Source organism: Bradyrhizobium sp. USDA 327, from assembly GCF_041262065.1.
GTDB classification, from domain to species: domain Bacteria; phylum Pseudomonadota; class Alphaproteobacteria; order Rhizobiales; family Xanthobacteraceae; genus Bradyrhizobium; species Bradyrhizobium liaoningense.
The window spans coordinates 4998508-5020268 of record NZ_JBGCCW010000001.1 but is presented as its reverse complement, the minus strand read 5'-3'; the positions used below and the strand labels follow the sequence as shown (position 1 = coordinate 5020268).

At 66.0% G+C, this 21761-nt stretch carries 16 protein-coding genes; 14 read left to right on the top strand and 2 right to left on the bottom strand.

Annotated features, from left to right (window positions below; translation table 11 throughout):
* The first annotated feature begins 8 nt into the window (after positions 1 to 8).
* The 13 genes from murD to recN all read left to right on the top strand — a co-directional run bounded on the left by murD (position 9) and on the right by recN (position 17562).
* Positions 9 to 1409: a UDP-N-acetylmuramoyl-L-alanine--D-glutamate ligase gene (gene murD, locus ABIA42_RS23590; RefSeq protein ID WP_370120695.1), complete on the top strand. Its 1401-nt coding sequence runs from the start codon at positions 9 to 11 to the stop codon at positions 1407 to 1409.
* A 195-nt stretch (positions 1410 to 1604) separates the two neighbouring features.
* A complete protein-coding gene (gene ftsW, locus ABIA42_RS23585) occupies positions 1605 to 2756 on the top strand; it encodes a putative lipid II flippase FtsW (protein WP_271530893.1) in 1152 nt (383 codons plus the stop codon).
* 181 nt (positions 2757 to 2937) lie between these two features.
* Positions 2938 to 4038: an undecaprenyldiphospho-muramoylpentapeptide beta-N-acetylglucosaminyltransferase gene (murG, locus tag ABIA42_RS23580; protein WP_370120699.1), complete on the top strand. Its 1101-nt coding sequence runs from the start codon at positions 2938 to 2940 to the stop codon at positions 4036 to 4038.
* Between the two features lie 105 nt (positions 4039 to 4143).
* Positions 4144 to 4974 (top strand): class I SAM-dependent methyltransferase, encoded by an 831-nt coding sequence (locus tag ABIA42_RS23575; RefSeq protein WP_370120702.1) that lies wholly within the window; start codon positions 4144 to 4146, stop codon positions 4972 to 4974.
* Positions 4975 to 5184: 210 nt separating this feature from the next.
* A complete protein-coding gene (murC, locus tag ABIA42_RS23570) occupies positions 5185 to 6588 on the top strand; it encodes a UDP-N-acetylmuramate--L-alanine ligase (RefSeq protein WP_370120705.1) in 1404 nt (467 codons plus the stop codon).
* A gap of 187 nt (positions 6589 to 6775) precedes the next feature.
* A complete protein-coding gene (gene murB / locus ABIA42_RS23565) occupies positions 6776 to 7693 on the top strand; it encodes a UDP-N-acetylmuramate dehydrogenase (RefSeq protein WP_370120708.1) in 918 nt (305 codons plus the stop codon).
* Between the two features lie 134 nt (positions 7694 to 7827).
* Positions 7828 to 8814, top strand: coding sequence for a D-alanine--D-alanine ligase (locus tag ABIA42_RS23560; RefSeq protein ID WP_370120711.1), 987 nt, complete (start codon positions 7828 to 7830; stop codon positions 8812 to 8814).
* A gap of 350 nt (positions 8815 to 9164) precedes the next feature.
* Entirely contained in the window at positions 9165 to 10199 is a 1035-nt protein-coding gene (locus tag ABIA42_RS23555) for a cell division protein FtsQ/DivIB (protein ID WP_370120714.1), read from the top strand.
* Entirely contained in the window at positions 10196 to 11518 is a 1323-nt protein-coding gene (ftsA, locus tag ABIA42_RS23550; protein WP_028177058.1) for a cell division protein FtsA, read from the top strand. Before ABIA42_RS23555 ends, ftsA begins: the two co-directional genes overlap by 4 nt.
* An 87-nt stretch (positions 11519 to 11605) precedes the next feature.
* On the top strand, positions 11606 to 13399 hold the full coding sequence (ftsZ, locus tag ABIA42_RS23545; protein ID WP_271530887.1) for a cell division protein FtsZ: 1794 nt from the start codon (positions 11606 to 11608) through the stop codon (positions 13397 to 13399).
* Positions 13400 to 13759: 360 nt separating this feature from the next.
* Positions 13760 to 14722: a UDP-3-O-acyl-N-acetylglucosamine deacetylase gene (gene lpxC / locus ABIA42_RS23540; RefSeq protein ID WP_271530886.1), complete on the top strand. Its 963-nt coding sequence runs from the start codon at positions 13760 to 13762 to the stop codon at positions 14720 to 14722.
* Between the two features lie 247 nt (positions 14723 to 14969).
* Positions 14970 to 15860, top strand: coding sequence for an outer membrane protein assembly factor BamD (locus tag ABIA42_RS23535; protein ID WP_370120719.1), 891 nt, complete (start codon positions 14970 to 14972; stop codon positions 15858 to 15860).
* A 13-nt stretch (positions 15861 to 15873) separates the two neighbouring features.
* Positions 15874 to 17562, top strand: a complete 1689-nt coding sequence (gene recN / locus ABIA42_RS23530; protein WP_370120722.1) for a DNA repair protein RecN — start codon at positions 15874 to 15876, stop codon at positions 17560 to 17562.
* A 116-nt stretch (positions 17563 to 17678) separates the two neighbouring features.
* Here the strand turns inward: recN and ABIA42_RS23525 are convergent, their stop codons facing one another.
* A complete protein-coding gene (locus ABIA42_RS23525; RefSeq protein ID WP_370120725.1) occupies positions 17679 to 17966 on the bottom strand; it encodes a GIY-YIG nuclease family protein in 288 nt (95 codons plus the stop codon).
* Positions 17967 to 18079: 113 nt separating this feature from the next.
* Between ABIA42_RS23525 and ligA the strand changes: the two genes are divergently transcribed.
* Positions 18080 to 20227, top strand: coding sequence for an NAD-dependent DNA ligase LigA (ligA, locus tag ABIA42_RS23520; protein ID WP_370120728.1), 2148 nt, complete (start codon positions 18080 to 18082; stop codon positions 20225 to 20227).
* 117 nt (positions 20228 to 20344) lie between these two features.
* On the opposite strand, the gene ABIA42_RS23515 is transcribed toward ligA, so the two are convergent.
* Positions 20345 to 21619, bottom strand: a complete 1275-nt coding sequence (locus ABIA42_RS23515) for a multidrug effflux MFS transporter (protein ID WP_370120731.1) — start codon at positions 21617 to 21619, stop codon at positions 20345 to 20347.
* Positions 21620 to 21761: the final 142 nt, after the last annotated feature.

The window sequence follows — 21761 nt, the reverse complement described above, 5'->3', positions numbered from 1 at the left end:
GTCACGCGATGATCCCGATTACATCCTTCGCCGGCAAGACGGTCGCGGTGTTCGGCCTCGGCGGCTCCGGGCTCGCCTCCTGCCACGCGCTGAAGGCCGGGGGCGCCGAGGTGATCGCCGCCGACGACAATGCCGAGAATGTCGCCAAGGCCGCGCAGGCCGGCTTCATCACCGCGGATCTGCGCAACGTCTCCTGGACCAATTTCGCCGCCCTCGTGCTCGCGCCCGGCGTCCCGCTCACCCATCCGGTGCCGCACTGGAGCGTGCTGAAGGCGCGCGAGGCCGGCTGTGAGGTGATCGGCGACATCGAGCTGTTCTGCCGTGAGCGGCGGCGCCACGCGCCGGACGCACCGTTCGTCGCCATCACCGGCACCAACGGCAAGTCGACCACGACGGCACTGATCGCGCACCTGACGAAAGTCGCCGGCTATGACACCCAGATGGGCGGTAATATCGGCACCGCGATCCTGTCGCTGGAGCCGCCGCGCATGGGGCGCGTCCACGTCATCGAGATGTCGTCCTACCAGATCGACCTCACGCCCTCGCTCGATCCCTCCGTCGGCATCCTGCTCAATGTCAGCGAGGACCACATCGACCGGCACGGCACGATCGAGCACTACGCTGCCGTGAAGGAGCGCCTCGTTGCCGGCGTGCAAGGCGGCGGCACTTCGATCGTCGGTGTCGATGACGGCTATTGCCGCGACATCGCCGACCGGCTCGACCGCGCCGGCAAGAATGTGGTGCGCATCTCCGTCAAGAACCCGCTGGCAAGCGGCATTTATGTCGAGCACGGCAATATCGTGCGCGCCTCGGGCGGGGCCCGCAGCGAGGTCGCCGCGCTCGGCGGCATCGGCTCGCTGCGCGGCCAGCACAATGCGCAGAACGCGGCCTGTGCGGCGGCCGCCGCGCTCGCCATGGGCATCAGCCAGGACGTGCTGCAGAACGGTCTGCGCAGCTTTCCGGGCCTGGCACATCGCATGGAGCAGGTTGGCCGCCGCGGCAACGTGCTGTTCGTTAACGATTCCAAGGGCACCAACGCGGACGCCACCGCGCACGCGCTGTCGTCCTTCGCCGACATCTTCTGGATCGCCGGCGGCAAGCCGAAGGCAGGTGGCATCACGAGCCTGACGGGCTTCTTCCCGCGCATTCGCAAAGCCTATTTGATCGGCGAGGCCGCCCAGGAGTTTTCGGGCACGCTGGGCTCGCAGGTTGCGCACGAGATAAGCCAGACCCTCGATGTCGCGGTCGAGCACGCCGCGCGCGATGCGGAAGCCTCCGGCCTCACCGACGCCGTCGTGCTGCTGTCGCCGGCCTGCGCCTCCTTCGACCAGTACCGCAACTTCGAGATCCGCGGCACCAAGTTCCGCGAACTGGTGCAGGCGCTGCCGGGCGTGAAGCCGGTGGTGTGAGCGCTCGTGTCCCGGACGCGCGTAGCGCGAGCCGGAACCCAGAAGCCGCAATGGGCCCCGGCTCTGCAGCGCACCGCAAGAGCGCTGCGCTGCGTCCGGGGCACGAGACTGTTCACAACTTCATCCACTTCATTAACCCCCCGGTAACCAACCTCGGCGACCAATGGACCGACCTCTGTCCGAAAGCGGCCGCCCATGCTCTCCCGTGAAGAACGCACCCCCTTTTCCGAGTGGTGGTGGACCGTCGACAAGCCGCTGATGGGCGCCATCCTGGCGCTGATGCTGACCGGCGTGATCCTGTCGCTGGCGGCGAGCCCGCCGGTGGCGACCCGCATCGGGCTCGACCCATTCCACTTCTTCAGCCGCCACGTGCTGTTCCTGTTGCCGTCTTGCATTGTGCTCGTCGGCGTCTCCTTCCTGTCGCCGCGCGCCATCCGCCGCAGCGCGCTCGTCATCTTCGCGATCAGCATCATCCTGATCGTGCTCACGCTCGCGATCGGCCCTGAGGTGAAGGGCTCGCGGCGCTGGATCACGCTGCTCGGCGTCAACATCCAGGCTTCCGAAATCGCAAAACCGTCGTTCGTCGTGATCGCGGCCTGGCTATTTGCGGAATCGACCAGGCGGCCGGAGATGCCCGCGACCTCGATGGCGGTGGTGCTGCTCCTGATGCTGGTCGCGCTGCTGGTGATGGAGCCCGATTTCGGCCAGACCATGCTGGTTCTGATGGTGTGGGGCTCGCTGTTCTTCATCGCAGGCATGCGCATGATCTGGGTGTTCGGCCTCGCAGGTCTCGGCGCCGCCGGCCTGTTCAGCGCTTACTTGTTCGTCCCGCACGTTGCCGGCCGCATCAGGCGCTTCATGAATCCGGCCTCCGGCGACACCTTCCAGGTCGATACCGCCATGGAAGCCTTCTACAACGGCGGCTGGTTCGGCCTCGGACCGGGCGAGGGCATCGCCAAGCGCAGCCTGCCGGACAGCCACACCGATTTCGTGTTCGCGGTCGCGGCCGAAGAGTTCGGCATCATCCTGTGCCTCGCCATGCTGGCGCTGTTCGCCTTCGTCGTCATCCGCACGCTGTCGCGGGCCTACGCCAACGAGGATATGTTCTCGCGCTTCGCGGCGTCGGGGCTTGCGATCCTGTTCGGCGTGCAGGCCGCGATCAACATGTCGGTGAACCTGCAGCTCATTCCAGCCAAGGGCATGACGCTACCGTTCATCTCCTATGGCGGCTCCTCGATCGTGTCGCTGGCTTATGGTGTCGGCATGATGCTGGCTCTGACGCGGCTGCGCCCGCGCACCGAGGTCGAGGCGAGCGGCCACGCCGAGGCGATGCGCAGCTACGCGTGATGCAGGTTTCGTGTCCCGGACAAGCGAAGCGCAGATCCGGGACCCAGAATGCCGCAGCCATGGGCCCCGGTTCAGCAGCGCACCACGTCGCCAGAGCGACGCGCTGCGCTGCGCCCGGGGCACGAACACCTTTGTGGCCGCGCTCGCAATGACCGAAAACTCCCTGTAAAACTCCCTCATTATGGACAAGTCCCCCCTGATTCTTCTCGCCGCGGGCGGCACCGGCGGCCATCTGTTTCCGGCCGAGGCACTCGGCGTCGAATTGATCCGGCGCGGCTATCGCGTTCGCCTCGTCACCGACGAGCGCGCGCTGCGCTATAGCGGGCTGTTCAGCAAGGACATGATCGACGTCGTCAGAAGCGAGACCGCGCGCGGACGCAATCCGTTGCAACTCGCTTATGCCGGCCTCACGCTCGCTGCGGGCACGCTCTCTGCCTGCCGCCTGATCAACCGGCTCAAGCCGGTCGCCGTCGTCGGCTTCGGCGGCTACCCGACGCTGCCGCCGCTGGTCGCTGCGAAATTCGCCGGCGTGCCGAGCATCATCCACGACGCCAACGCCGTGCTCGGCCGCGCCAACCGGTTCCTGTCGAGCCGCGTCCGCGCCATCGCAACGTCCTTGCCCGGCGTGCTCGATCGCGATCCGGCGCTGTCGGCCAAGACCACGACCGTCGGCACGCCGATGCGGCCGGCGGTTCTCGCCGCCGCTGCGGTAAAGTATAGCCCCCCCGAGGTGAATGGCCCGCTGCGCCTGCTCGTCGTCGGCGGCAGCCAGGGCGCGCGCATCATGGCCGATATCGTGCCGGGCGCGATCGAGCGCCTCGAACCTGCGCTGTGGAGCCGGCTCGTTCTCACCCAGCAGGTGCGCGACGAGGACATGAGCCGCGTGCGCGCGGTCTACGACAAGCTCAAGATCAAGGTGGAGCTCGCGCCGTTCTTCACTGACCTTCCGGCGCGGCTCGCCTCCAACCACCTGATCGTGTCGCGCTCCGGCGCCGGCACCGTCGCCGAGCTCGCGGCGATCGGCCGGCCCTCCATCCTGGTGCCGCTGCCCGGCTCGATCGACCAGGACCAGTTCGCCAATGCCGGCGTGCTGGCCAAGGTCGACGGCGCGATCCGGATCCCGCAGACCGAGTTCACCTCCGATCGTCTCGCCGCCGAAATCTCCGGCCTGGCCGCCGAGCCCGCGCGCCTCGCCGCCATGGCCGCGGCCGCGAAGGGGGCAGGGCGGCTCGATGCGGCCGAAAGACTCGCGGACCTCGTGGTGAAAACCGCCGGGATTTAGCCCGCGCGCCGTACAAGATCACGGACAGCTCTTTCGGCTCGATGGTCGCGCGCGGCCGGGCCGATCGCGCCTGTTTACTCCCTTAACAAGGCGGAGGATTTGCCCGTGACAGGCCTGCTGATTCATTCCCTCTCGGAGTTCTCCGACCTTATCCTCGAGGCGCTCGCGCTGGCGGATGCACGAGAGATCGTCGAGATCGGTTCGGAATACGGTGGGATGTCGTCCTTCCTTGCCGAGCATTGCCGCGCGCGCGGTGGACGGCTCACCACCATCGATCCGTCGCCGAAGCGCGAGTTCATGGCGTGGCTCAAGCTCGGCCCGGACATTCGCCATCTCGCCAAGACGAGCCTGGAGGCGTTCGCCGACATTGACGAGGCCGATGCCTGGGTCGTCGATGGCGATCACAACTGGTACACGGTCTACAACGAGCTCGGCCACATCGATGCGATCAGCCGTCGCGCCGGCAAGCCGCTTCTGGTCTTTGTGCACGATATCGGCTGGCCGTGTGGTCGGCGCGATTTCTACTATGCGCCCGAGCGAATTCCACCCGAGTATCGCCACGCCTACAGCTTTGACGCCGGTGCGATTCCCGGTCAGGCAGCCCTTGTCGATGGGCGCGGCTTTCGCGGCATGGGCCAGTTCGCGTTTGCCGAGATCTCCGGCGGCGCGCGCAATGGCGTGATGACGGCGATCGACGACTTTCTGGCCGACGCGCTCAGGGGCGGCCGCGAGCTCGGCTTTGCCGAGATCCCGGCCGTATTCGGGCTCGGCGTGATCTTCGATCTGGACGCTCCCTGGAGCGCGCCGCTCGCCGATCTCCTGTTGCCGTATCATCAGAACAAGCTCATTGGCGCGCTCGAGGCCAATCGCCTGCGCAACTATCTTCGCGTGCTCGATCTCCAGGATGAGGCGGCCGCGCGAACCGGCTCCGTCTGACCTCAGCGACGACATGGTCCCCGAGCGCGGGGGCGCGGTCCGCGAAACGGGCCAAAATTGGGCATCCAAGCGGGAAATTACCTCGTTTGGAGGCCGTACCGGGCTTGTCCCGATCCGTCCGGTCTTGCATGAAGTGGAGGAGATTCGCCGCTGGCCGGCCACGACAGGTGTAATCCCGCGGCCGCAGCCGGAATAGACAGAGACACAGCCATGAGACTGCCGCGCGAGATCGGACCCATCCACTTCGTCGGGATCGGCGGGATCGGCATGAGCGGCATCGCCGAGGTGCTGGTCAATCTCGGCTATGCGGTGCAGGGCTCGGACGCCTCCGACAATTACAATCTCGACCGTCTGCGCAAGAAGGGCGCGAAGGTTTCGGTCGGCCACAAGGCCGAGAATGTCGATGGGGCCGAGGTCGTGGTCGTGTCCTCCGCGATCAAGCGCGACAATCCGGAATTGATGGCGGCGCGCGAGAGGCGCATTCCCGTGGTGCGCCGCGCCGAGATGTTGGCCGAGCTGATGCGGCTGAAGAGCTGCGTCGCCATCGCCGGCACCCACGGCAAGACCACGACGACCACGATGGTCGCAACGCTGCTCGACGCCGGCGGGCTCGATCCCACCGTGATCAACGGCGGCATCATCAATGCCTACGGCTCCAACGCGCGGCTGGGGGCTGGCGACTGGATGGTGGTGGAGGCCGACGAGAGCGACGGCACCTTCCTGAAGCTGCCGACCGATGTCGCGATCGTCACCAACGTCGACCCCGAGCATCTCGACCACTTCAAGACCTTCGACGCCGTGCAGGACGCCTTCCGTCACTTCGTCGAGAATTTGCCGTTCTACGGCTTTGCAGTGATGTGCATCGATCATCCGGTCGTGCAGAGCCTCGTCGGCAAGATCGAGGACCGCCGTATCATTACCTATGGCGAGAATCCGCAGGCCGATGCGCGACTGGTCGACCTCACCGCGGGCGGCGGCGGCTCGAAGTTCAAGGTCGTGATCCGCAACCGCAAGGCAGGCACCACGCACGAGATCGCCGACCTCGCGCTACCGATGCCGGGCCGGCACAACGCCTCCAATGCGACGGCGGCGATTGCGGTCGCTCACGCGCTCGGTGTGTCCGACGACCAGATCCGCAGTGCCATCGCAGGTTTCGGCGGCGTCAAGCGCCGCTTCACCAAGACCGGCGAATGGAACGGCGTCACTATCATCGACGATTACGGCCATCACCCCGTGGAGATCGCTGCCGTGCTGAAAGCGGCGCGTGATTCCTACACCGGCAAGGTCATCGCCGTGGTGCAGCCGCACCGCTACACCCGGCTGCAATCCTTGTTCGAGGAATTCTGCACCTGCTTCAACGACGCCGATGCGGTTGTTGTCGCTGACGTCTACGCCGCCGGCGAGACGCCGATCGAGGGCGTCGACCGCGATCACTTCGTCGCCGGCCTGCGCGCGCACGGCCATCGCGAGGTGATCCCGCTGCCGGCGGCATCGGAGCTCGCGGGCATCGTCAAGGGGCTCGCGAAGCCCGGCGATCTCGTGGTGTGCCTCGGGGCCGGCAACATCACGCAATGGGCGTATGCGCTGCCCGGCGAATTGAAGGCGCTGGGGTGAACATGCGCTTGTGCAGCTCCTATGTCGCCACGCGGCACATTGCGCTCCCTCCCCCCTTGTGGGGGAGGGTGGGGGAGAGGGGTAGCCACGAACTCCGACCTCGCTTGGGGCTACCCCCCTCCCTGACCCTCCCCCACAAGGGGGGAGGGAAGAGAAGCAGCTTGCCTACCTCACTCTCGGAGGCGGCATGAGCTTTCCGGACATCACGCCCGACCTCAAGGCCGCGATGCCTGATCTGCGGGGCCGGCTGCTGGCGAACCAGTCGCTGGCCGAGCTCACCTGGTTTCGTGTCGGGGGCCCGGCGCAGGTGCTGTTCACGCCGGCGGACGAGGACGATCTCGCCTATTTCCTCGCGCATCTCGCTTCCGACATTCCAGTCCATGTCGTCGGCGTCGGCTCCAACCTGATCGTGCGCGATGGTGGCATTGCGGGCGTCGTGATCCGCCTTTCGCCGCGCGCCTTCGGCGAGGCCAGCGCGAGCGGCGATGTCGTCACCGCCGGCGCTGCCGCGCTCGATAGGCGCGTGGCCGAGGTGGCGGCGTCCGCGAATATCGGCGGGCTCGAATTCTACTTCGGCATTCCCGGCACGATCGGCGGCGCGCTGCGCATGAATGCGGGCGCCAATGGCGGTGAGACCAAGGATGTGCTGATCGAGGCGAGGGGTGTGGGGCGCGACGGCACGAAGCATGTCTTCTCCAACGCCGACATGAAGTTCGTCTACCGCAACAGCGGCGTCGATCCCTCCATCATCTTCACCACCGCCCGCTTTCGCGGCGAGATCAGGGATGCGGAGGCAATCCGCGCGCTCATGGCGGAGGTGCAAAGCCATCGCGAGACTGCGCAGCCGATCCGGGAAAAGACCGGCGGCTCGACCTTCAAGAACCCGCCGGGACACTCCGCCTGGAGGCTGATCGACGCCGCCGGGTGCCGCGGCTTGCGCGTTGGCGGCGCGCAGGTCTCCGAGATGCACTGCAATTTCCTGATCAACACGGGCGATGCCACCGCGCACGATATCGAGACGCTGGGCGAGACCGTGCGCGAACGGGTGAAGGCAAATTCCGGAATCGAGCTACACTGGGAAATCAAGCGGATCGGGATATCATGATGGCCGTCATTCCGGGGCGCGACGAAGTCGCGAACCCGGAATCCATTTCCCCACCGTCTCTGCGGCTAGATGGATTCCGGGTTCTCGCTGCGCGAGCCCCGGAATGACGAACTGAGAGATTACGGACTATGAACATGCGCATCACCATCCTCTTCGGCGGCTCCAACCGGGAGCGTCTGGTTTCGGTCGCCTCAGCCCAGGCCCTGCATCAGGCACTGCCCGAGGCCGATCTCTGGTGGTGGGACGTCGAGGACAAGGTGCATGTCGTCCAGTCGCGGCAGTTGCTCGAACATGCCCGCCCATTCGAGGACGAGTTCAAGCCGGGGACATCAGGCATTCCGCTGGAGCAGGCGCTCGACCGGGCCAAGGCCGAAGGACGGGTGCTGGTGCTCGGCCTGCATGGCGGACGGGCCGAGAACGGCGAATTGCAGGTGATGTGCGAGGCGCGCGGCGTGCCCTTCACCGGCTCGGGTTCGGCCTCCTCGCATCTTGCCTTCGACAAGATCGCGGCCAAGCGGTTCGCCGCCCTCGGCGGCGTGACGCCGCCAGCGAGCGTTGCGCTTGATAATATCGACGAGGCCTTCGCCGAATACGGACGACTGATCGCGAAGCCGGCGCGCGACGGCTCGAGCTACGGGCTGATCTTCGTCAACGCCAAGCAGGACCTCGTCGCCGTCCGCAATGCGGCCAAGCACGAAGAGTATGTGATCGAGCCCTACATCGCCGGCGTCGAGGCGACCTGCGGCGTGCTGGAGCGCACCGATGGCTCGATCATCTCGCTGCCGCCGATCGAGATCATTCCGGGCGAGGGCAATTTCGACTACGCGGCGAAATATCTCCTGAAGTCGACCCAGGAAATCTGCCCCGGCCGCTTCGCTCCCGAGATCACCGCAGCGCTCCAGGAGCAGGCGATGCTGGCGCATCGCGCGATGTCCTGCACCGGCTATTCCCGCTCGGACTTCATCGTCTCGGACAAGGGCCTCGTCTATCTCGAAACCAACACGCTCCCCGGGCTGACCAAGTCCTCGCTCTACCCCAAGGCGCTGAAAGCCGCAGGGATCGAGTTCGTCGACTTCCTGCGCGGCTTGGTCGAGCTCGCCGGGCAGCGCGTGCGGAAATAGTCGGGACTGGTTAACGGCCAGATGGGCGAAATCGCCCGGTTTGGCGACCAAAACCGGTAAAATGCCGGACATCGCGCCACAAATGCCGGATATCGCCGGGCAAAATGCGCATGTCGTTAACGAATTTTACCTTTTGTTTACCAGGACGTCCGAAGGTTAACGCTGGCGGCGCATATGGCGCTTTGGCTGCCGGCGCGTGAGCTGTCGCGGGTGATGTCACCTCCAGCGAACGCTTTGAAGGGGAGAGGTTTTCTTCTGCTGAAGACCAGCACCCGGCCCGGCAGGTCCGAGACGTCATGTTCGCCAGGATCCGCGCGATGTCGCGGGGAAACTGTTGACGAGCTCGTGCAATGGATGGAGCAGGAAGCCTCACCCGATCGCTTTTCAGATCGCTGAGGCCCCAAGCTGACCTGAAGGCGGCCGCGATCGGAGCGGTCGTGCTTTTGCGCGAGTGGGTGCAGGACAAGCGCCAGGAAAGACTCCAGGCGGCGCGCGCCGCAGCCAAGGACAAGATCAAGAGCAGGGCCAAGGCCGTCGTCGAGCGTGAGCCGCCACCGCGCGTCGTTGCGCTGGTCGAGCGCTATCTGCCGCGCCGGGTCGGACTCAGCATGACCGTGCTGCTGCTGATCGGGAGCTGCGGCTTCGGCATCGTCAAGGGCGGCCATCTCCAGGACTTCATCACCGCAGTCAGCGACGCCCGCAACGCGCTGGCCAATTCCGCCGGCTTCCGCATCACCTCGGTCGTGATCAACGGCCGCAAGCAGCTCACCCAGGACGAGATCCTCGCAATCGGCGGCGTCAGCGGCCGCTCCTCGCTGCTGTTCCTCGACGCCGAGGCGGTGCGCGACAAGCTCAAGGCCAATCCCTGGATCGCGGATGCGACCGTGCTGAAGCTCTATCCGGGCCAGCTCATGATCGAGCTCACCGAGCGCAAGGCGTTCGCGCTGTGGCAGGAGGCCGGCCGGCTCTCCGTCATCGCCGATGACGGCGCCGTGCTCGAACCCTACGTCTCGCGCCGCTTCCTGTCGCTGCCGCTCGTGGTCGGCAAGGGAGCCGACACGCAGGCGCGCGATTTCCTGGCATTGCTGGCGCGCTATCCGCAGGTCAATTCGGTGACGAAGGCCGCGATCTTCGTTGGCGAGCGGCGCTGGAACCTGAGGCTCAAGGACGGCCTCGACATCCGCCTGCCCGAGCAGGACGTCGGCAACGCGCTGGCGATGCTGTCGAAGCTCGACAAGGACGACAGGCTGTTCTCCCGCGATATCGTCGCCGTCGACTTGCGCCTGCCCGATCGGCTGGTGGTGCAGCTGTCCGAGGACGCCGCCAAGGCGCGAGAAGATCAGTTCAAGGACAAGAAGAAAAAGAAGGCCGGGGATTCCGCATGACCGGTCTCGATCGCACCCAGACGCCGAAGACGCGCCCGATGCCGCACAAGCGCGGCGGCATCGTCGCCTGCCTCGACATCGGCACCAGCAAGATCGCCTGCATGATCGCACGGCTGAAGCCGTCGCCCCCGAGCGATGCACTGCGCGGCCGCACCCATGCGGTGGAACTGATCGGCTACAGTCAGATCCAGTCGCGCGGGATGAAGGCCGGCGCGGTGATCGATCTCGGCGAATGCGAGCAGGCGGTGCGCCAGGCCGTCGGGCTCGCGGAGAAAATGGCCAAAGTGCGGGTCGAGTCGGTGCTGCTCTCGGTCTCCGGCGGCCGGCTCTCCGGCCAACTGGTCGAAGCCGCCGCAGACATCCGTGGCGGCGCCGTGACGCCCGCCGATGTCAGCCGCGTCACCTCCACCGGCATGCGCCACGCCACCGGCGAGGGCCGCACCGTGCTGCACGCGCTGCCGGTCGGCTATACGCTCGACGGCGTCAAGGGCATCCGCGATCCCCGCGGCATGGTCGCACACCAGTTCGGCGTCGACATGAACGTCGTCACCTGCGACGCCACCGTGGCGCGGAACCTGATGCTGGCGGTGGAACGCTGCCACATCAATGTCGAAGCCATGGCGGCGAGCGCCTACGTGGCCGGCCTGTCGGTGCTGACCGACGACGAGGCCGATCTCGGCGCCGCCGTCGTCGAGATGGGCGCGGGCACCACCACGATCGCGGTCTATGCCGGCGGCCGTTTCGTGCATGCGGCCGGTTTTGCGGTCGGCGGGCAACACATCACGATGGATCTTGCGCGCGGACTCTCCGCGACCATTGCCGATGCCGAGCGAATCAAGACGTTATACGGGACCGTCATCACCGGCGGATCGGACTCGCGTGAGCTGATGTCTGTGCCGACAGCCGGTGACGAGCAGGATCTGCCGCAGATCGTCTCCCGCGCCACCATCGCCAACATCGTCAAGCACCGTGCCGAGGAAGTCTTCGAAATGGTTCGGGACAAGCTGAAGGATTCGCCCTTCGCCTCAGAGCCCAACGGCCGCGTCGTGCTGTCGGGCGGTGCCTCGCAGCTCACCGGTCTCGTCGAGCTCGGCACCCAGATTCTCGGCCGGCCCGTGCGGGTCGGCCGTCCGCTCGGTTTCGGCCGGCTGCCCAACGAGGCGAAGAACGCCGCGTTCGCGGTGCCGGCCGGACTCCTCGTCTACCCGCAATATGTTCACCTCGAACATGTCGAACCGCGGCATACGCGGCAGCAGGTCAGGACAGGGACCGGCGGATATTTCGGAAAGGTCGGACGATGGCTACGCGAGGGCTTCTGATGACTGCTTTCCGCAATCTTCGATTTTCACCAACTCCCGCGGCCGCCGGCCGGGGCGAACCCACGCGCGCGTGATCGAGAGGCAACCATGACCATCAGCATCAATGTTCCTGATATTCACGAACTGAAGCCCCGGATCACCGTGTTCGGCGTCGGCGGCGCCGGTGGCAACGCCGTCAACAACATGATCACGGCGGGCCTCCAGGGCGTCGATTTCGTGGTCGCCAACACCGACGCGCAGGCGCTGACGATGTCGAAGGCGCAGCGCATCGTGCAGATGGGCACGGCGGTCACGCAAGGGCTTGGCGCCGGCTCGCAGCCGAACGTCGGAGCCGCCGCGGCGGAAGAGGTGATCGACGAGCTGCGCGACCATCTCTCGGGCGCCAACATGGTGTTCGTCACCGCCGGCATGGGCGGCGGCACCGGCACCGGCGCCGCTCCCGTGATCGCCAAGACCGCGCGCGACATGGGCATCCTCACCGTCGGCGTCGTGACCAAGCCGTTCCACTTCGAGGGCGGTCGCCGCATGCGCACCGCGGAAGCCGGCATCAACGAACTGCACAAGGTCGTCGATACGCTCCTGATCATCCCGAACCAGAACCTGTTCCGGGTCGCCAACGAGAAGACCACCTTCGCCGACGCGTTCGCGATGGCCGACCAGGTGCTCTATTCTGGCGTCGCCTGCATCACCGACCTGATGGTCAAGGAAGGCCTGATCAACCTCGACTTCGCCGACGTCCGCGCCGTCATGCGCGAGATGGGCAAGGCGATGATGGGCACCGGCGAAGCCTCCGGCGACAAGCGCGCGCTGACCGCCGCGGAAGCGGCGATCGCCAACCCCCTGATCGACGACAGCTCGATGAAGGGCGCCAAGGGCCTCCTCATCTCCATCACCGGCGGCAAGGATCTCACCCTGTTCGAGGTCGACGAGGCCGCGACCCGCATCCGCGAGGAAGTCGACCAGGACGCCAACATCATCGTCGGCGCGACCTTCGACGAAGCGCTCGACGGCCTGATCCGCGTCTCGGTGGTCGCCACCGGCATCGAGCAGGCCGCGATCGCCCGCAACAGCCAGGCGACCTCCGCGCCAGTCGCAAACCCGGCACCGCAGGCGCAGCAGGCCGCCGCGCCTGCCGCCGCCGCCGAGAGCCGTCTCGCCGACCTGACCGCGCGGCTCCGTGCCGACAACCAGCGTCTGGCCGAGCGCGCCCAGAAGCTGGAAGCGCAGAGCCCGGCCGCCGCGTCGGCTCCGGCTGCTGCCGCGCCCCGTCAGAACGTCGAGCGCGCTGCGCTCGCCGCCATCGCCGCTGCCGTTGCCGAAGCCCCGCAGGCGCCGGCGCCGACACAGACCTATGGCGACGTCACCGTGCGGCCGATCGCACAGAAACCGACCCTGTTTCCGGAGCCCGACATGGCCCCGATCGCGATGCAGGAGCCGATGACGCCCGAAAACTTCATCCCGCCGCAGGCGGAACGTCCGCCGGTCCGCGCGCCGCGGATGCCGCGCATCGAGGAACTGCCGATGCCGGCCCAGGCCGAGATTCGTCAGGCCCGCGGCGAGGTTGAGGAAGAGACCCCGCAGAAGACCCGCCTGTCGCTGCTTCAGCGCCTCGCCAATGTCGGCCTCGGCCGTCGCGACGAGGAGAGCGAGCCGCCGGTCGCCGCCCGCACCGCCGGCCCCGCCATGCCGCCGCTGCCCGAGCGTCGCCCGCAGAAGACCGTGGCGCAGCAGATCGCATCAAGCGAGCCGGTATCAGAGTATGCCCGTCGTCCCGCGCCGCAGGGCCTGGATATGCACGGCCGCCCCGCGCCTGTTGCGCCGGCGCCACAGGGCGACGATCATCTTGATATCCCGGCCTTCCTGCGGCGGCAGGCGACCTGAGGATTGTTACAATAAGGCAGACGGAAAAAGGTCCCGGCAGCAAGCTTGCCGGGACCTTTCCCTTTATCCCGCTCAGATCCGGATTGTTCTGCCAAGCAACTGATTTTAAATCATTAATTACACATTCGGTGGTTCAGTAAAACTACCGATAACCGCCTCGAGCCTGGGTTCAATTTGGTTAAGCCTTGGCGCGAATACGGCGGGTTTGGGGTAACAATCGGTAAAAAAGCGTGAGTTGGCGCTGTTTGAGGCAGTGACTATGGTTTGCCGTGACTTGGGGATACGGATTCGCGGGGCGTCGGCACTGGCCGGCGAAGCGAGTTTGTATAAGTCGCGATGGTCGTAGTGGGGCGGTTCCTGATGAAATTCAACCGGCAAACAACGCTTCGTGCGCAAGCCTCTGTGGCAGGCGTAGGCGTTCATTCCGGTCTTCCCGTCACTCTCACCCTTGGGCCTGCGCCTGTCGACGCAGGTTTTATTTTTGTCCGTACGGGCCTCGAGGGAAGCGACCGTGAAGTTCAGGCGACCGCCGAGCAGGTGGTGGCGACCGACCTCGCTACCGTTCTCGGCGACCGCAGCGGGCCGCTGGTATCCACCGCCGAGCACGTGCTTGCCGCACTGCGGGGCATGGGCGTCGACAACGCCACCATCGAGATCGATGGTCCCGAAGTGCCGATCATGGACGGCAGCGCCGCGGCCTTCATTGCGGCGATCGAACAGGCCGGCATCGTCACCCAGCCGGCGCAGCGCCGCCTCATTCAGGTTTTGAAGCCGATCTCGGTCAAGGTCGGCGACTCCTTCGGCGAGATCAGGCCGCACACCAGCGGGTTCCGCGTCGAGGTCGAGATCGACTTCACCAATCCCGTCATCGGCCAGCAGAGCTACGTCTTCGATCTCAACCCTGAAGGTTTCCGCCGCGAAATCGGCCGGGCCCGGACGTTCGGTCTGATGTGCGATGTCGCGCGGCTCTGGGGCGCGGGCTATGCCCTCGGCGCTTCCTTCGACAACACCGTCGTGTTCGACGATGAGCGGCTGCTCAATCCCGAGGGCCTGCGCTACGCCGATGAATGCGCCCGCCACAAGGTGCTCGACGTGATCGGCGACCTCTCGCTGGCCGGCCTGCCGCTGCTTGGCGCCTACCGCTCGGTGCGTGGCGGCCACAAGCTCAACCACGCTGTCCTGACCGCGCTGCTCGCCGACCGTACCGCCTGGCGCGTGGTCGAAGGCGAGGCTGCCCGCCGCACCGCGCGTCCCGTGGGCGAAGTCGGTCGCGGCATCGTCGGTGGCCGGATTGCCGCGGCCTTCGGACCGGACGTGTCCTGAAAGAGACCCGTCGCCTCGGCGTTTGGTTGGCGGCTCCCCCCGGGAAACTCCTGGTAACCAAGATCAGCTAGGATTGCGGCACGTTCGCCTTAATCCGGGCGAAATGCCTGCCTATCCGGTGGGTTAACGATCGTTTGTCGGATACATTGGCGTGGTCGCATGGCAGGCACCACGGTTACATTTCGCGCCCAGGACGGGGTTCGTGGGCTGGCGGACACCGCATCACAGGGCGTCAGGGCTTAAACTCATGTCGGCACAGCGTATGACGCGCGGATATCTCTCGGTCTCGTCGCGAGCCCGTGGGCTGCTGCAGGCCGTCACCTTCATCATGCTCGCGCTGCCGCTCGCCGGCTGCGGCACGGGCTCGCTCTGGGACAAGTTCACTGCCAAGGACGACACCTTCGTCGAGGAGCCCGCCGACAAGATCTACAATGAGGGCCTGTACCTCATGAACGAGAAGAAGGACATGAAGGCGGCGACCAAGAAGTTCGAAGAGGTCGACCGCCAGCATCCTTATTCCGACTGGGCCCGCAAATCGCTGCTGATGTCGGCCTATGCGTCCTATCAGGGCGGCGACTATGACGGCTGCATCGGCGCTGCCACCCGCTACGTGACGCTGCACCCGGGCAGCCCGGACGCGGCCTATGCGCAATATCTGATCGCCGCCTCCCATTACGACCAGATCCCGGACATCAGCCGCGACCAAGCCCGCACCGAGAAGGCGATCGCCGCTCTGGAAGAGGTGGTGCGCAAATATCCGACTTCCGAATATGCGACTTCGGCCAAGGCCAAGATCGAGGGTGCGCGCGACCAGCTCGCCGGCAAGGAAATGAACGTCGGCCGCTACTACGCCCAGAAGCGCGACTACACGGCCGCGATCAACCGCTACAAGACCGTCGTCACGCAGTACCAGACCACCCGCCATGTCGAGGAGGCGCTGTTCCGGCTCACCGAGGCGTATATGGCGATCGGCATCGTCGGCGAGGCCCAGACCGCGGCGGCCGTGCTTGGGCACAATTTTCCTGACAGCCGCTGGTACAAGGACGCCTATAATCTTGTAAAATCCGGCGGTCTCGAGCCGAGCGAGAATCAGGGGTCCTGGATCAGCCGGACCTTCAAGAAGATGGGTCTCGGCTAGGAAATTTGGTTCCATGCTGGCGCGTCTGTCGATCCGTGACATCGTCCTGATCGAACGGCTCGATATCGAATTCGCCTCGGGCCTCGCGGTTTTGACCGGCGAGACCGGTGCGGGCAAATCCATCCTGCTCGATGCCTTTGCACTGGCGCTCGGTGGCCGGGGCGATGCCGGCCTCGTGCGCCACGGCGCGGAGCAGGGGCAGGTCACCGCCGTGTTCGATGTCCCGAAGAATCACCCCGCAGCGAAGATCCTCGCCGAGAACGGCCTCGACGATACGAGTGTCGAAGACTCTTGTGAGATGATTCTCCGTCGGGTGCAGCTCGCCGACGGTCGCACCCGCGCCTTCATCAACGACCAGTCGATCAGCGTGCAGACGCTGAAGGCGGTCGGTGCCGCCCTGGTCGAGATCCACGGCCAGCACGACGAGCGCGCGCTGGTCGATGCCGCCACCCACCGCCGCCTGCTCGATGCTTTTGCCGGCCTGGAAAAGGACGTCGCCGAGGTCGAATCGCTCTGGGACGCCCGCCGCACCGCCAATACTGCGCTGGAGGAGCATCGCGCCGCCATGGAGAGCGCCGCGCGCGAGGCCGATTATCTCCGCCATGCCTCCGACGAGCTGAAGCAGCTCGCGCCCAAGGACGGTGAGGAGACCGCGCTGGCCTCGCGCCGCACCACCATGATGCAGGGCGAGAAGATCGCCTCCGACCTGCGCGAGGCGCAGGAGGCGGTCGGCGGCAATCATTCGCCGGTCGCTACGCTGTCGGCGGCGGTGCGCCGGCTGGAACGCCGCGGCGTCAACTCGCCGGCGCTGGTCGAGCCTGCGGTGAAGGCGATCGACGCTGCGATCAACGCGCTGGAGGAAGCCGACCAGCATCTCCAGGCGGCGCTCGCCGCGACCGATTTCGATCCGGCCGAGCTCGAGCGCATCGAGGAACGGCTGTTCGCCCTTCGCGCCGCCTCGCGCAAATATTCGACGCCGGTCGACGGCCTCGCCGCGCTTGCCGCCAAATATGCCGCCGACGTCGTGCTGATCGATGCCGGCGCCTCGCGGCTCAAGAAGCTGGAGCAGGCCGCGATCGAGGCAGACGGCCGCTATGCCGCTGCCGCCAAGAACCTGTCATTGGCGCGGCAGAAATCGGCGGAGAAGCTCAACAAGGCGGTCAATGCCGAGCTCGCGCCGCTCAAGCTCGAACGGGCCAAATTCATGACCCAGGTCGAGACCGACGAGGCCGCACCCGGTCCGCAAGGCTTCGACCGTGTCGAGTTCTGGGTCCAGACCAATCCGGGCACCAAGCCGGGGCCGCTGATGAAGGTCGCCTCCGGCGGTGAGCTGTCGCGCTTCCTCCTCGCGCTCAAGGTCGTGCTGTCCGACCGCGGTTCGGCGCCGACCCTGGTGTTCGACGAGATCGACACCGGCGTCGGCGGTGCGGTCGCGGACGCCATTGGCGGGCGCCTGGCGCGGCTTGCCGGCAAGGTCCAGGTCATGGCCGTCACCCATGCCCCACAGGTCGCCGCCCGCGCCGACCAGCACCTCTTGATCTCCAAGGACGCCCTGGACAAGGGCAAGCGCGTCGCCACCCGCGTCAATGCGCTCGCCGCCGACCACCGCCGCGAGGAGATCGCGCGCATGCTCGCCGGCGCCGAGATCACGGCCGAAGCGAGGGCCGCTGCGGAACGGCTGCTCAAGGCGGCGACGGCTTAATAATACACACCGTCATTCCGGGGCGATGCGAAGCATCGAACTACGGTGCGCACTTGCGCACCTGAGAATCTCGAGATTCCGGGTTCGGCTCCTCGGGCCGCCTCGGAATGACTCCTTCAGTTGCAGATCGAGTCGTAGAGATCATCCCAATTTGGATTGTCCTTCTCGATCAGCTGGGTTTTCCAGGCCCGCTTCCACTTCTTCAGCTCCTTCTCGCGAGAGATTGCCGAGATAGGGTCATCATAGATCTCGAACCAGACCAGTTGCGTGATGTTGTATCTGGCCGTGAAGCCTGGCGCGGCCTTGATTCGATGCTCGTAGACGCGGCGCACAAGGTCATTGGTGATGCCGACGTAGATTGCCCCATCTCGCCGGCTTGCTAGAATATAGACGTAATACGCCACAAGCCCCTCCCAACCGTCATTCCGGGGCGCACGAAGTGCGAACCCGGAATCTCGAGGTTCCGGGTCTGGTCCTTCGGACCATCCCGGAACGACGAGACGCAACCTTAAGTAAAATGGCAAGAGCAGCAAAATCGAAACCGCTTCGCGACGTCGCCGACCTCACCAAGGCGCAGGCCAAGGTCGAGCACATGCGGCTCGCGCTCGAGATCGAGGGGCACAACGAGCGCTACTACCAAGAGGACGCGCCCACCGTCACCGACGCCGAGTACGACGCGCTGCGTCAGCGCTTCAACGCGATCGAGAAGCGCTTTCCCGAGTTCGTCACCGCGGACTCGCCATCCCAGAAGGTCGGCGCGGCGCCGTCGGGCCGCTTCAAGAAAGTCCGGCATGCCGTTCCCATGCTGTCGCTCGACAACGCCTTTGCCGAAGAGGACGTGCGCGACTTCGTCGGCCGCATCGTGCGATTCCTGAAGCTCGACGACGACAGGGTCGATTTCTCCGCCGAGCCGAAGATCGATGGCCTCTCGATGTCGCTGCGCTACGAGGGCGGCGAGCTCGTCACCGCCGCAACGCGCGGCGACGGTGCGGTCGGCGAGGACGTCACCGCCAACATCCGCACCCTCGAAGACGTGCCGCAGAAGCTGAAGGGCCGCAACGTCCCCGACATCTGCGAGGTGCGCGGCGAGGTCTACATGACCAAGAAGGCCTTCCTGGCGCTCAACGAGCGGCAGAAGGCCGAGGGCGGCACCATTTTCGCCAATCCGCGCAATTCGGCCGCGGGCTCGCTCCGGCAGAAGGACCCGACCATCACCGCCTCGCGCCCGCTCGGCTTCTTCGCCTACGCGTGGGGGCAGATGAGCGCGATGCCGGAAGACACGCAGAGCGGCATGATCGCCTGGTTCGAGCGCTGCGGCTTCAGGACCAATCCACTGACCAGGCTCTGTCACTCCGTCGAGGAATTGCTCGCCTTTCATCATGCGATCGAGGAGCAGCGCGCACGGCTCGACTACGACATCGATGGTGTCGTCTACAAGGTCGACCGCATCGACTGGCAGGAGCGGCTCGGCTTCGTCTCGCGCACGCCGCGCTGGGGCATCGCGCACAAATTCCCGGCCGAGCGCGCCATGACGGTGCTGCGCGACATCGAGATCCAGGTCGGCCGTACCGGGTCGTTCACGCCGGTCGGCAAGCTCGAGCCGGTCGGCGTCGGCGGCGTCATCGTGCAGAACGTCACGCTGCACAACGAAGACTACATCAAGGGCATCGGCAACAAGGGCGAGGTGCTGCGCGAGGGCCGTGACATCAGGATCGGCGACACCGTCGTGATCCAGCGCGCCGGCGACGTCATCCCGCAGGTGGTCGACGTCGTCATCGACAAGCGGCCCCGTAGTGCCAAGGAGTTCCACTTCCCGAAGAAGTGCCCGTGTCCGCTGCACACCGACGTCGTGCGCGAGGAGACGGCGACGGGCGAGGAGGGCTCGCGCGCCCGCTGCACCGGCGAGTTCGCCTGTCCCTATCAGAAGATCGAGCATCTCAAGCTGTTCGTGTCGCGGCGCGCCTTCGACATCGACGGCCTCGGCGAGAAGCAGCTTCAGTACTTCTTCGACGAGGGCTGGGTAAAGGAGCCTGCCGACATCTTCACGCTGGAGAAGCGCAACGCGAAGCTCAAGCTCGAGGAGATCGAGGGCTATGGCACGACCTCGGTCCGCAATCTGTTCGGCGCGATCGAGAGCCGGCGCAGAATTGCGCTGGAACGCTTCATTTATGCGCTCGGCATGCGCCATGTCGGCGAGACCACGGCGCTGGCCCTGGCTCGCGGCTACAACTCGTGGGACGCCTTCCACGATGCCTGCCTCAAGGTCGCCAAGGGCGACGCGGAGGCGATCGCGGAGATGGACGCGCTCGACCAGATCGGCGACACCGTGATCAAGAGCATCGCCGACTATTTCGGCGAGAGCCACAACCGCGGCATCGTCGAGCGGCTGACGAAGGAGGTCGAGATCGTCGACGCCGAGAAGCCGAAGAGCAACTCGGCCGTCGCCGGCAAGACCGTGGTGTTCACGGGCTCGCTGGAGAAGATGACGCGGGATGAAGCCAAGGCCACAGCAGAGCGTTTGGGGGCAAAGGTGTCGGGCTCGGTGTCGAAGAAGACCGATCTCGTCGTCGCCGGCCCCGGCGCGGGCTCGAAGCTCGCGGAAGCCAACAAGCACGGGGTCAAGGTCCTGACCGAAGACGAGTGGCTGAAGCTGATCGGGGAGTGAGGTCTCTCTCCGTCATTGCGAGGAGCGTAGCGACGAAGCAATCCAGAATCTTTCCGCAGTGACAGTCTGGATTGCTTCACTCCGCTCGCAATGACGGGGGAGAGAGCACCGCGCCCCCTACATCATCCCCGTCTCTTCCTCCTCGGCCTGCTCGATCAGTGTCTCGCTCACCGTCACCTCGCGCCGAGGGACGACGAAGATCATCGTGCAGGCGCAGAGCAGCGAGATCGCGAGGACCGCGGAGATGAGCGGCAGTGTCGTTGCGGAATGGCCGCCGAGATAGGCGCCGAATTGCGACATCAGCGCGCCGATGCCCTGCTGCAGGAAACCCATGGCACCGGAGGCGGTGCCGGCAGCCTCCGGGCGGATGCTGATGGCGCCGGCGGCGGAATTCGCCATCACGAACGCATTGCCGGCCATCACGATCATCTGCGTGCCGAACAGCCAGGCGGGCGCCTCGTTCCAGCCGACGAGGCTCCAGAGCAGGTTCAACAGGCTGCCGCAGAGCTGGAGGGCGAGCCCGAGCCAGATCAGTTTCTCCAGTGAGTGCCGCGGCGCAAAGCGCACGCAGAGCAGATTGCCGACGAGATAGGCAAAGCCCGTCGTCGCGAACCAGGCGCCGTATTCGGCACTGGTCCGGCCCATCTGCGTCACCACGATGTAGGGGCCGCCACCGGCGAAGGTGAAGATGATCTGCGAAGCCAGCACCTGGCACATCACATAACCGACGAAGGCGCGGTTCGTGATCAGCATGCCGACGTCGCGGCGGAAGCCGCTGCCGGCGGCGCGGCTGCGGCGGGTCTCAGGCAGCGCCACCGCGATACCGACGGCGACAACGATCGCGGCGATGGTGATGGCGTAGAAGATCGCGCGCCAGCCGAACGCGGTCTCGATCAGGCCGCCGGTGAGCGGCGACACCATCTGCCCGATCATCAGCGCGGCGATGACGAGACTGATCATCGAGGCGACGCGGTCGCGCTCGTAGATGTCGCGGATGATGGCACGGCTGACCACCATGCCGGCGGCGCCGCCCAGCGCCTGGTAGAAGCGCGCGGCGATCAGTTGCGGCAGGTTCTGCGCGAAGATGCAGGCGATGCTGGCCGCGACCATCAGCACCAGCCCTCCGAGCAGCACCGGGCGCCGTCCGAACCGGTCCGACAGCGGTCCCATGATCAGCTGCGACAGCGCGATGCCGACCATGTAGAGCGAGACGGTCATCTGAGCGATCGAGATGTCGCTGTCGAAATTCGTCGCCAGCACCGGCAGCGCCGGAACCAGCATGTAGAGCGAGATCGGCGCGATCCCGGTCATGACGACCAGCAGCAGCAACACGACGCGCGATGTCGCGATGCTGGTGGCCGCTCCCGGCGGCTTGCTGATCATGCCGTGCATGCGTGTCCGTCTCTCGAATTCGAATCGACTGTAGCGCGCCCGCGCAAGACGGATATCGGCGTTTCGGAATGCGGCTATACGGATTCCGGGACGGTTATAATAACAGCGCGATGGCGACCGATTGGGCGCGTTACCCGTGCAG

What these genes read in the sequence shown, in the direction of transcription:
- murD (WP_370120695.1), top strand. Translation starts at nt 9, where the DNA reads ATGATCCCGATTACATCCTTCGCCGGCAAGACGGTCGCGGTGTTCGGC.
- ftsW (WP_271530893.1), top strand. Translation starts at nt 1,605, where the DNA reads ATGCTCTCCCGTGAAGAACGCACCCCCTTTTCCGAGTGGTGGTGGACC.
- murG (WP_370120699.1), top strand. Translation starts at nt 2,938, where the DNA reads ATGGACAAGTCCCCCCTGATTCTTCTCGCCGCGGGCGGCACCGGCGGC.
- murC (WP_370120705.1), top strand. Translation starts at nt 5,185, where the DNA reads ATGAGACTGCCGCGCGAGATCGGACCCATCCACTTCGTCGGGATCGGC.
- murB (WP_370120708.1), top strand. Translation starts at nt 6,776, where the DNA reads ATGAGCTTTCCGGACATCACGCCCGACCTCAAGGCCGCGATGCCTGAT.
- ABIA42_RS23560 (WP_370120711.1), top strand. Translation starts at nt 7,828, where the DNA reads ATGCGCATCACCATCCTCTTCGGCGGCTCCAACCGGGAGCGTCTGGTT.
- ABIA42_RS23555 (WP_370120714.1), top strand. Translation starts at nt 9,165, where the DNA reads ATGGATGGAGCAGGAAGCCTCACCCGATCGCTTTTCAGATCGCTGAGG.
- ftsA (WP_028177058.1), top strand. Translation starts at nt 10,196, where the DNA reads ATGACCGGTCTCGATCGCACCCAGACGCCGAAGACGCGCCCGATGCCG.
- ftsZ (WP_271530887.1), top strand. Translation starts at nt 11,606, where the DNA reads ATGACCATCAGCATCAATGTTCCTGATATTCACGAACTGAAGCCCCGG.
- lpxC (WP_271530886.1), top strand. Translation starts at nt 13,760, where the DNA reads ATGAAATTCAACCGGCAAACAACGCTTCGTGCGCAAGCCTCTGTGGCA.
- ABIA42_RS23535 (WP_370120719.1), top strand. Translation starts at nt 14,970, where the DNA reads ATGTCGGCACAGCGTATGACGCGCGGATATCTCTCGGTCTCGTCGCGA.
- recN (WP_370120722.1), top strand. Translation starts at nt 15,874, where the DNA reads ATGCTGGCGCGTCTGTCGATCCGTGACATCGTCCTGATCGAACGGCTC.
- ligA (WP_370120728.1), top strand. Translation starts at nt 18,080, where the DNA reads ATGGCAAGAGCAGCAAAATCGAAACCGCTTCGCGACGTCGCCGACCTC.
- ABIA42_RS23515 (WP_370120731.1), bottom strand. Translation starts at nt 21,619, where the DNA reads ATGCACGGCATGATCAGCAAGCCGCCGGGAGCGGCCACCAGCATCGCG.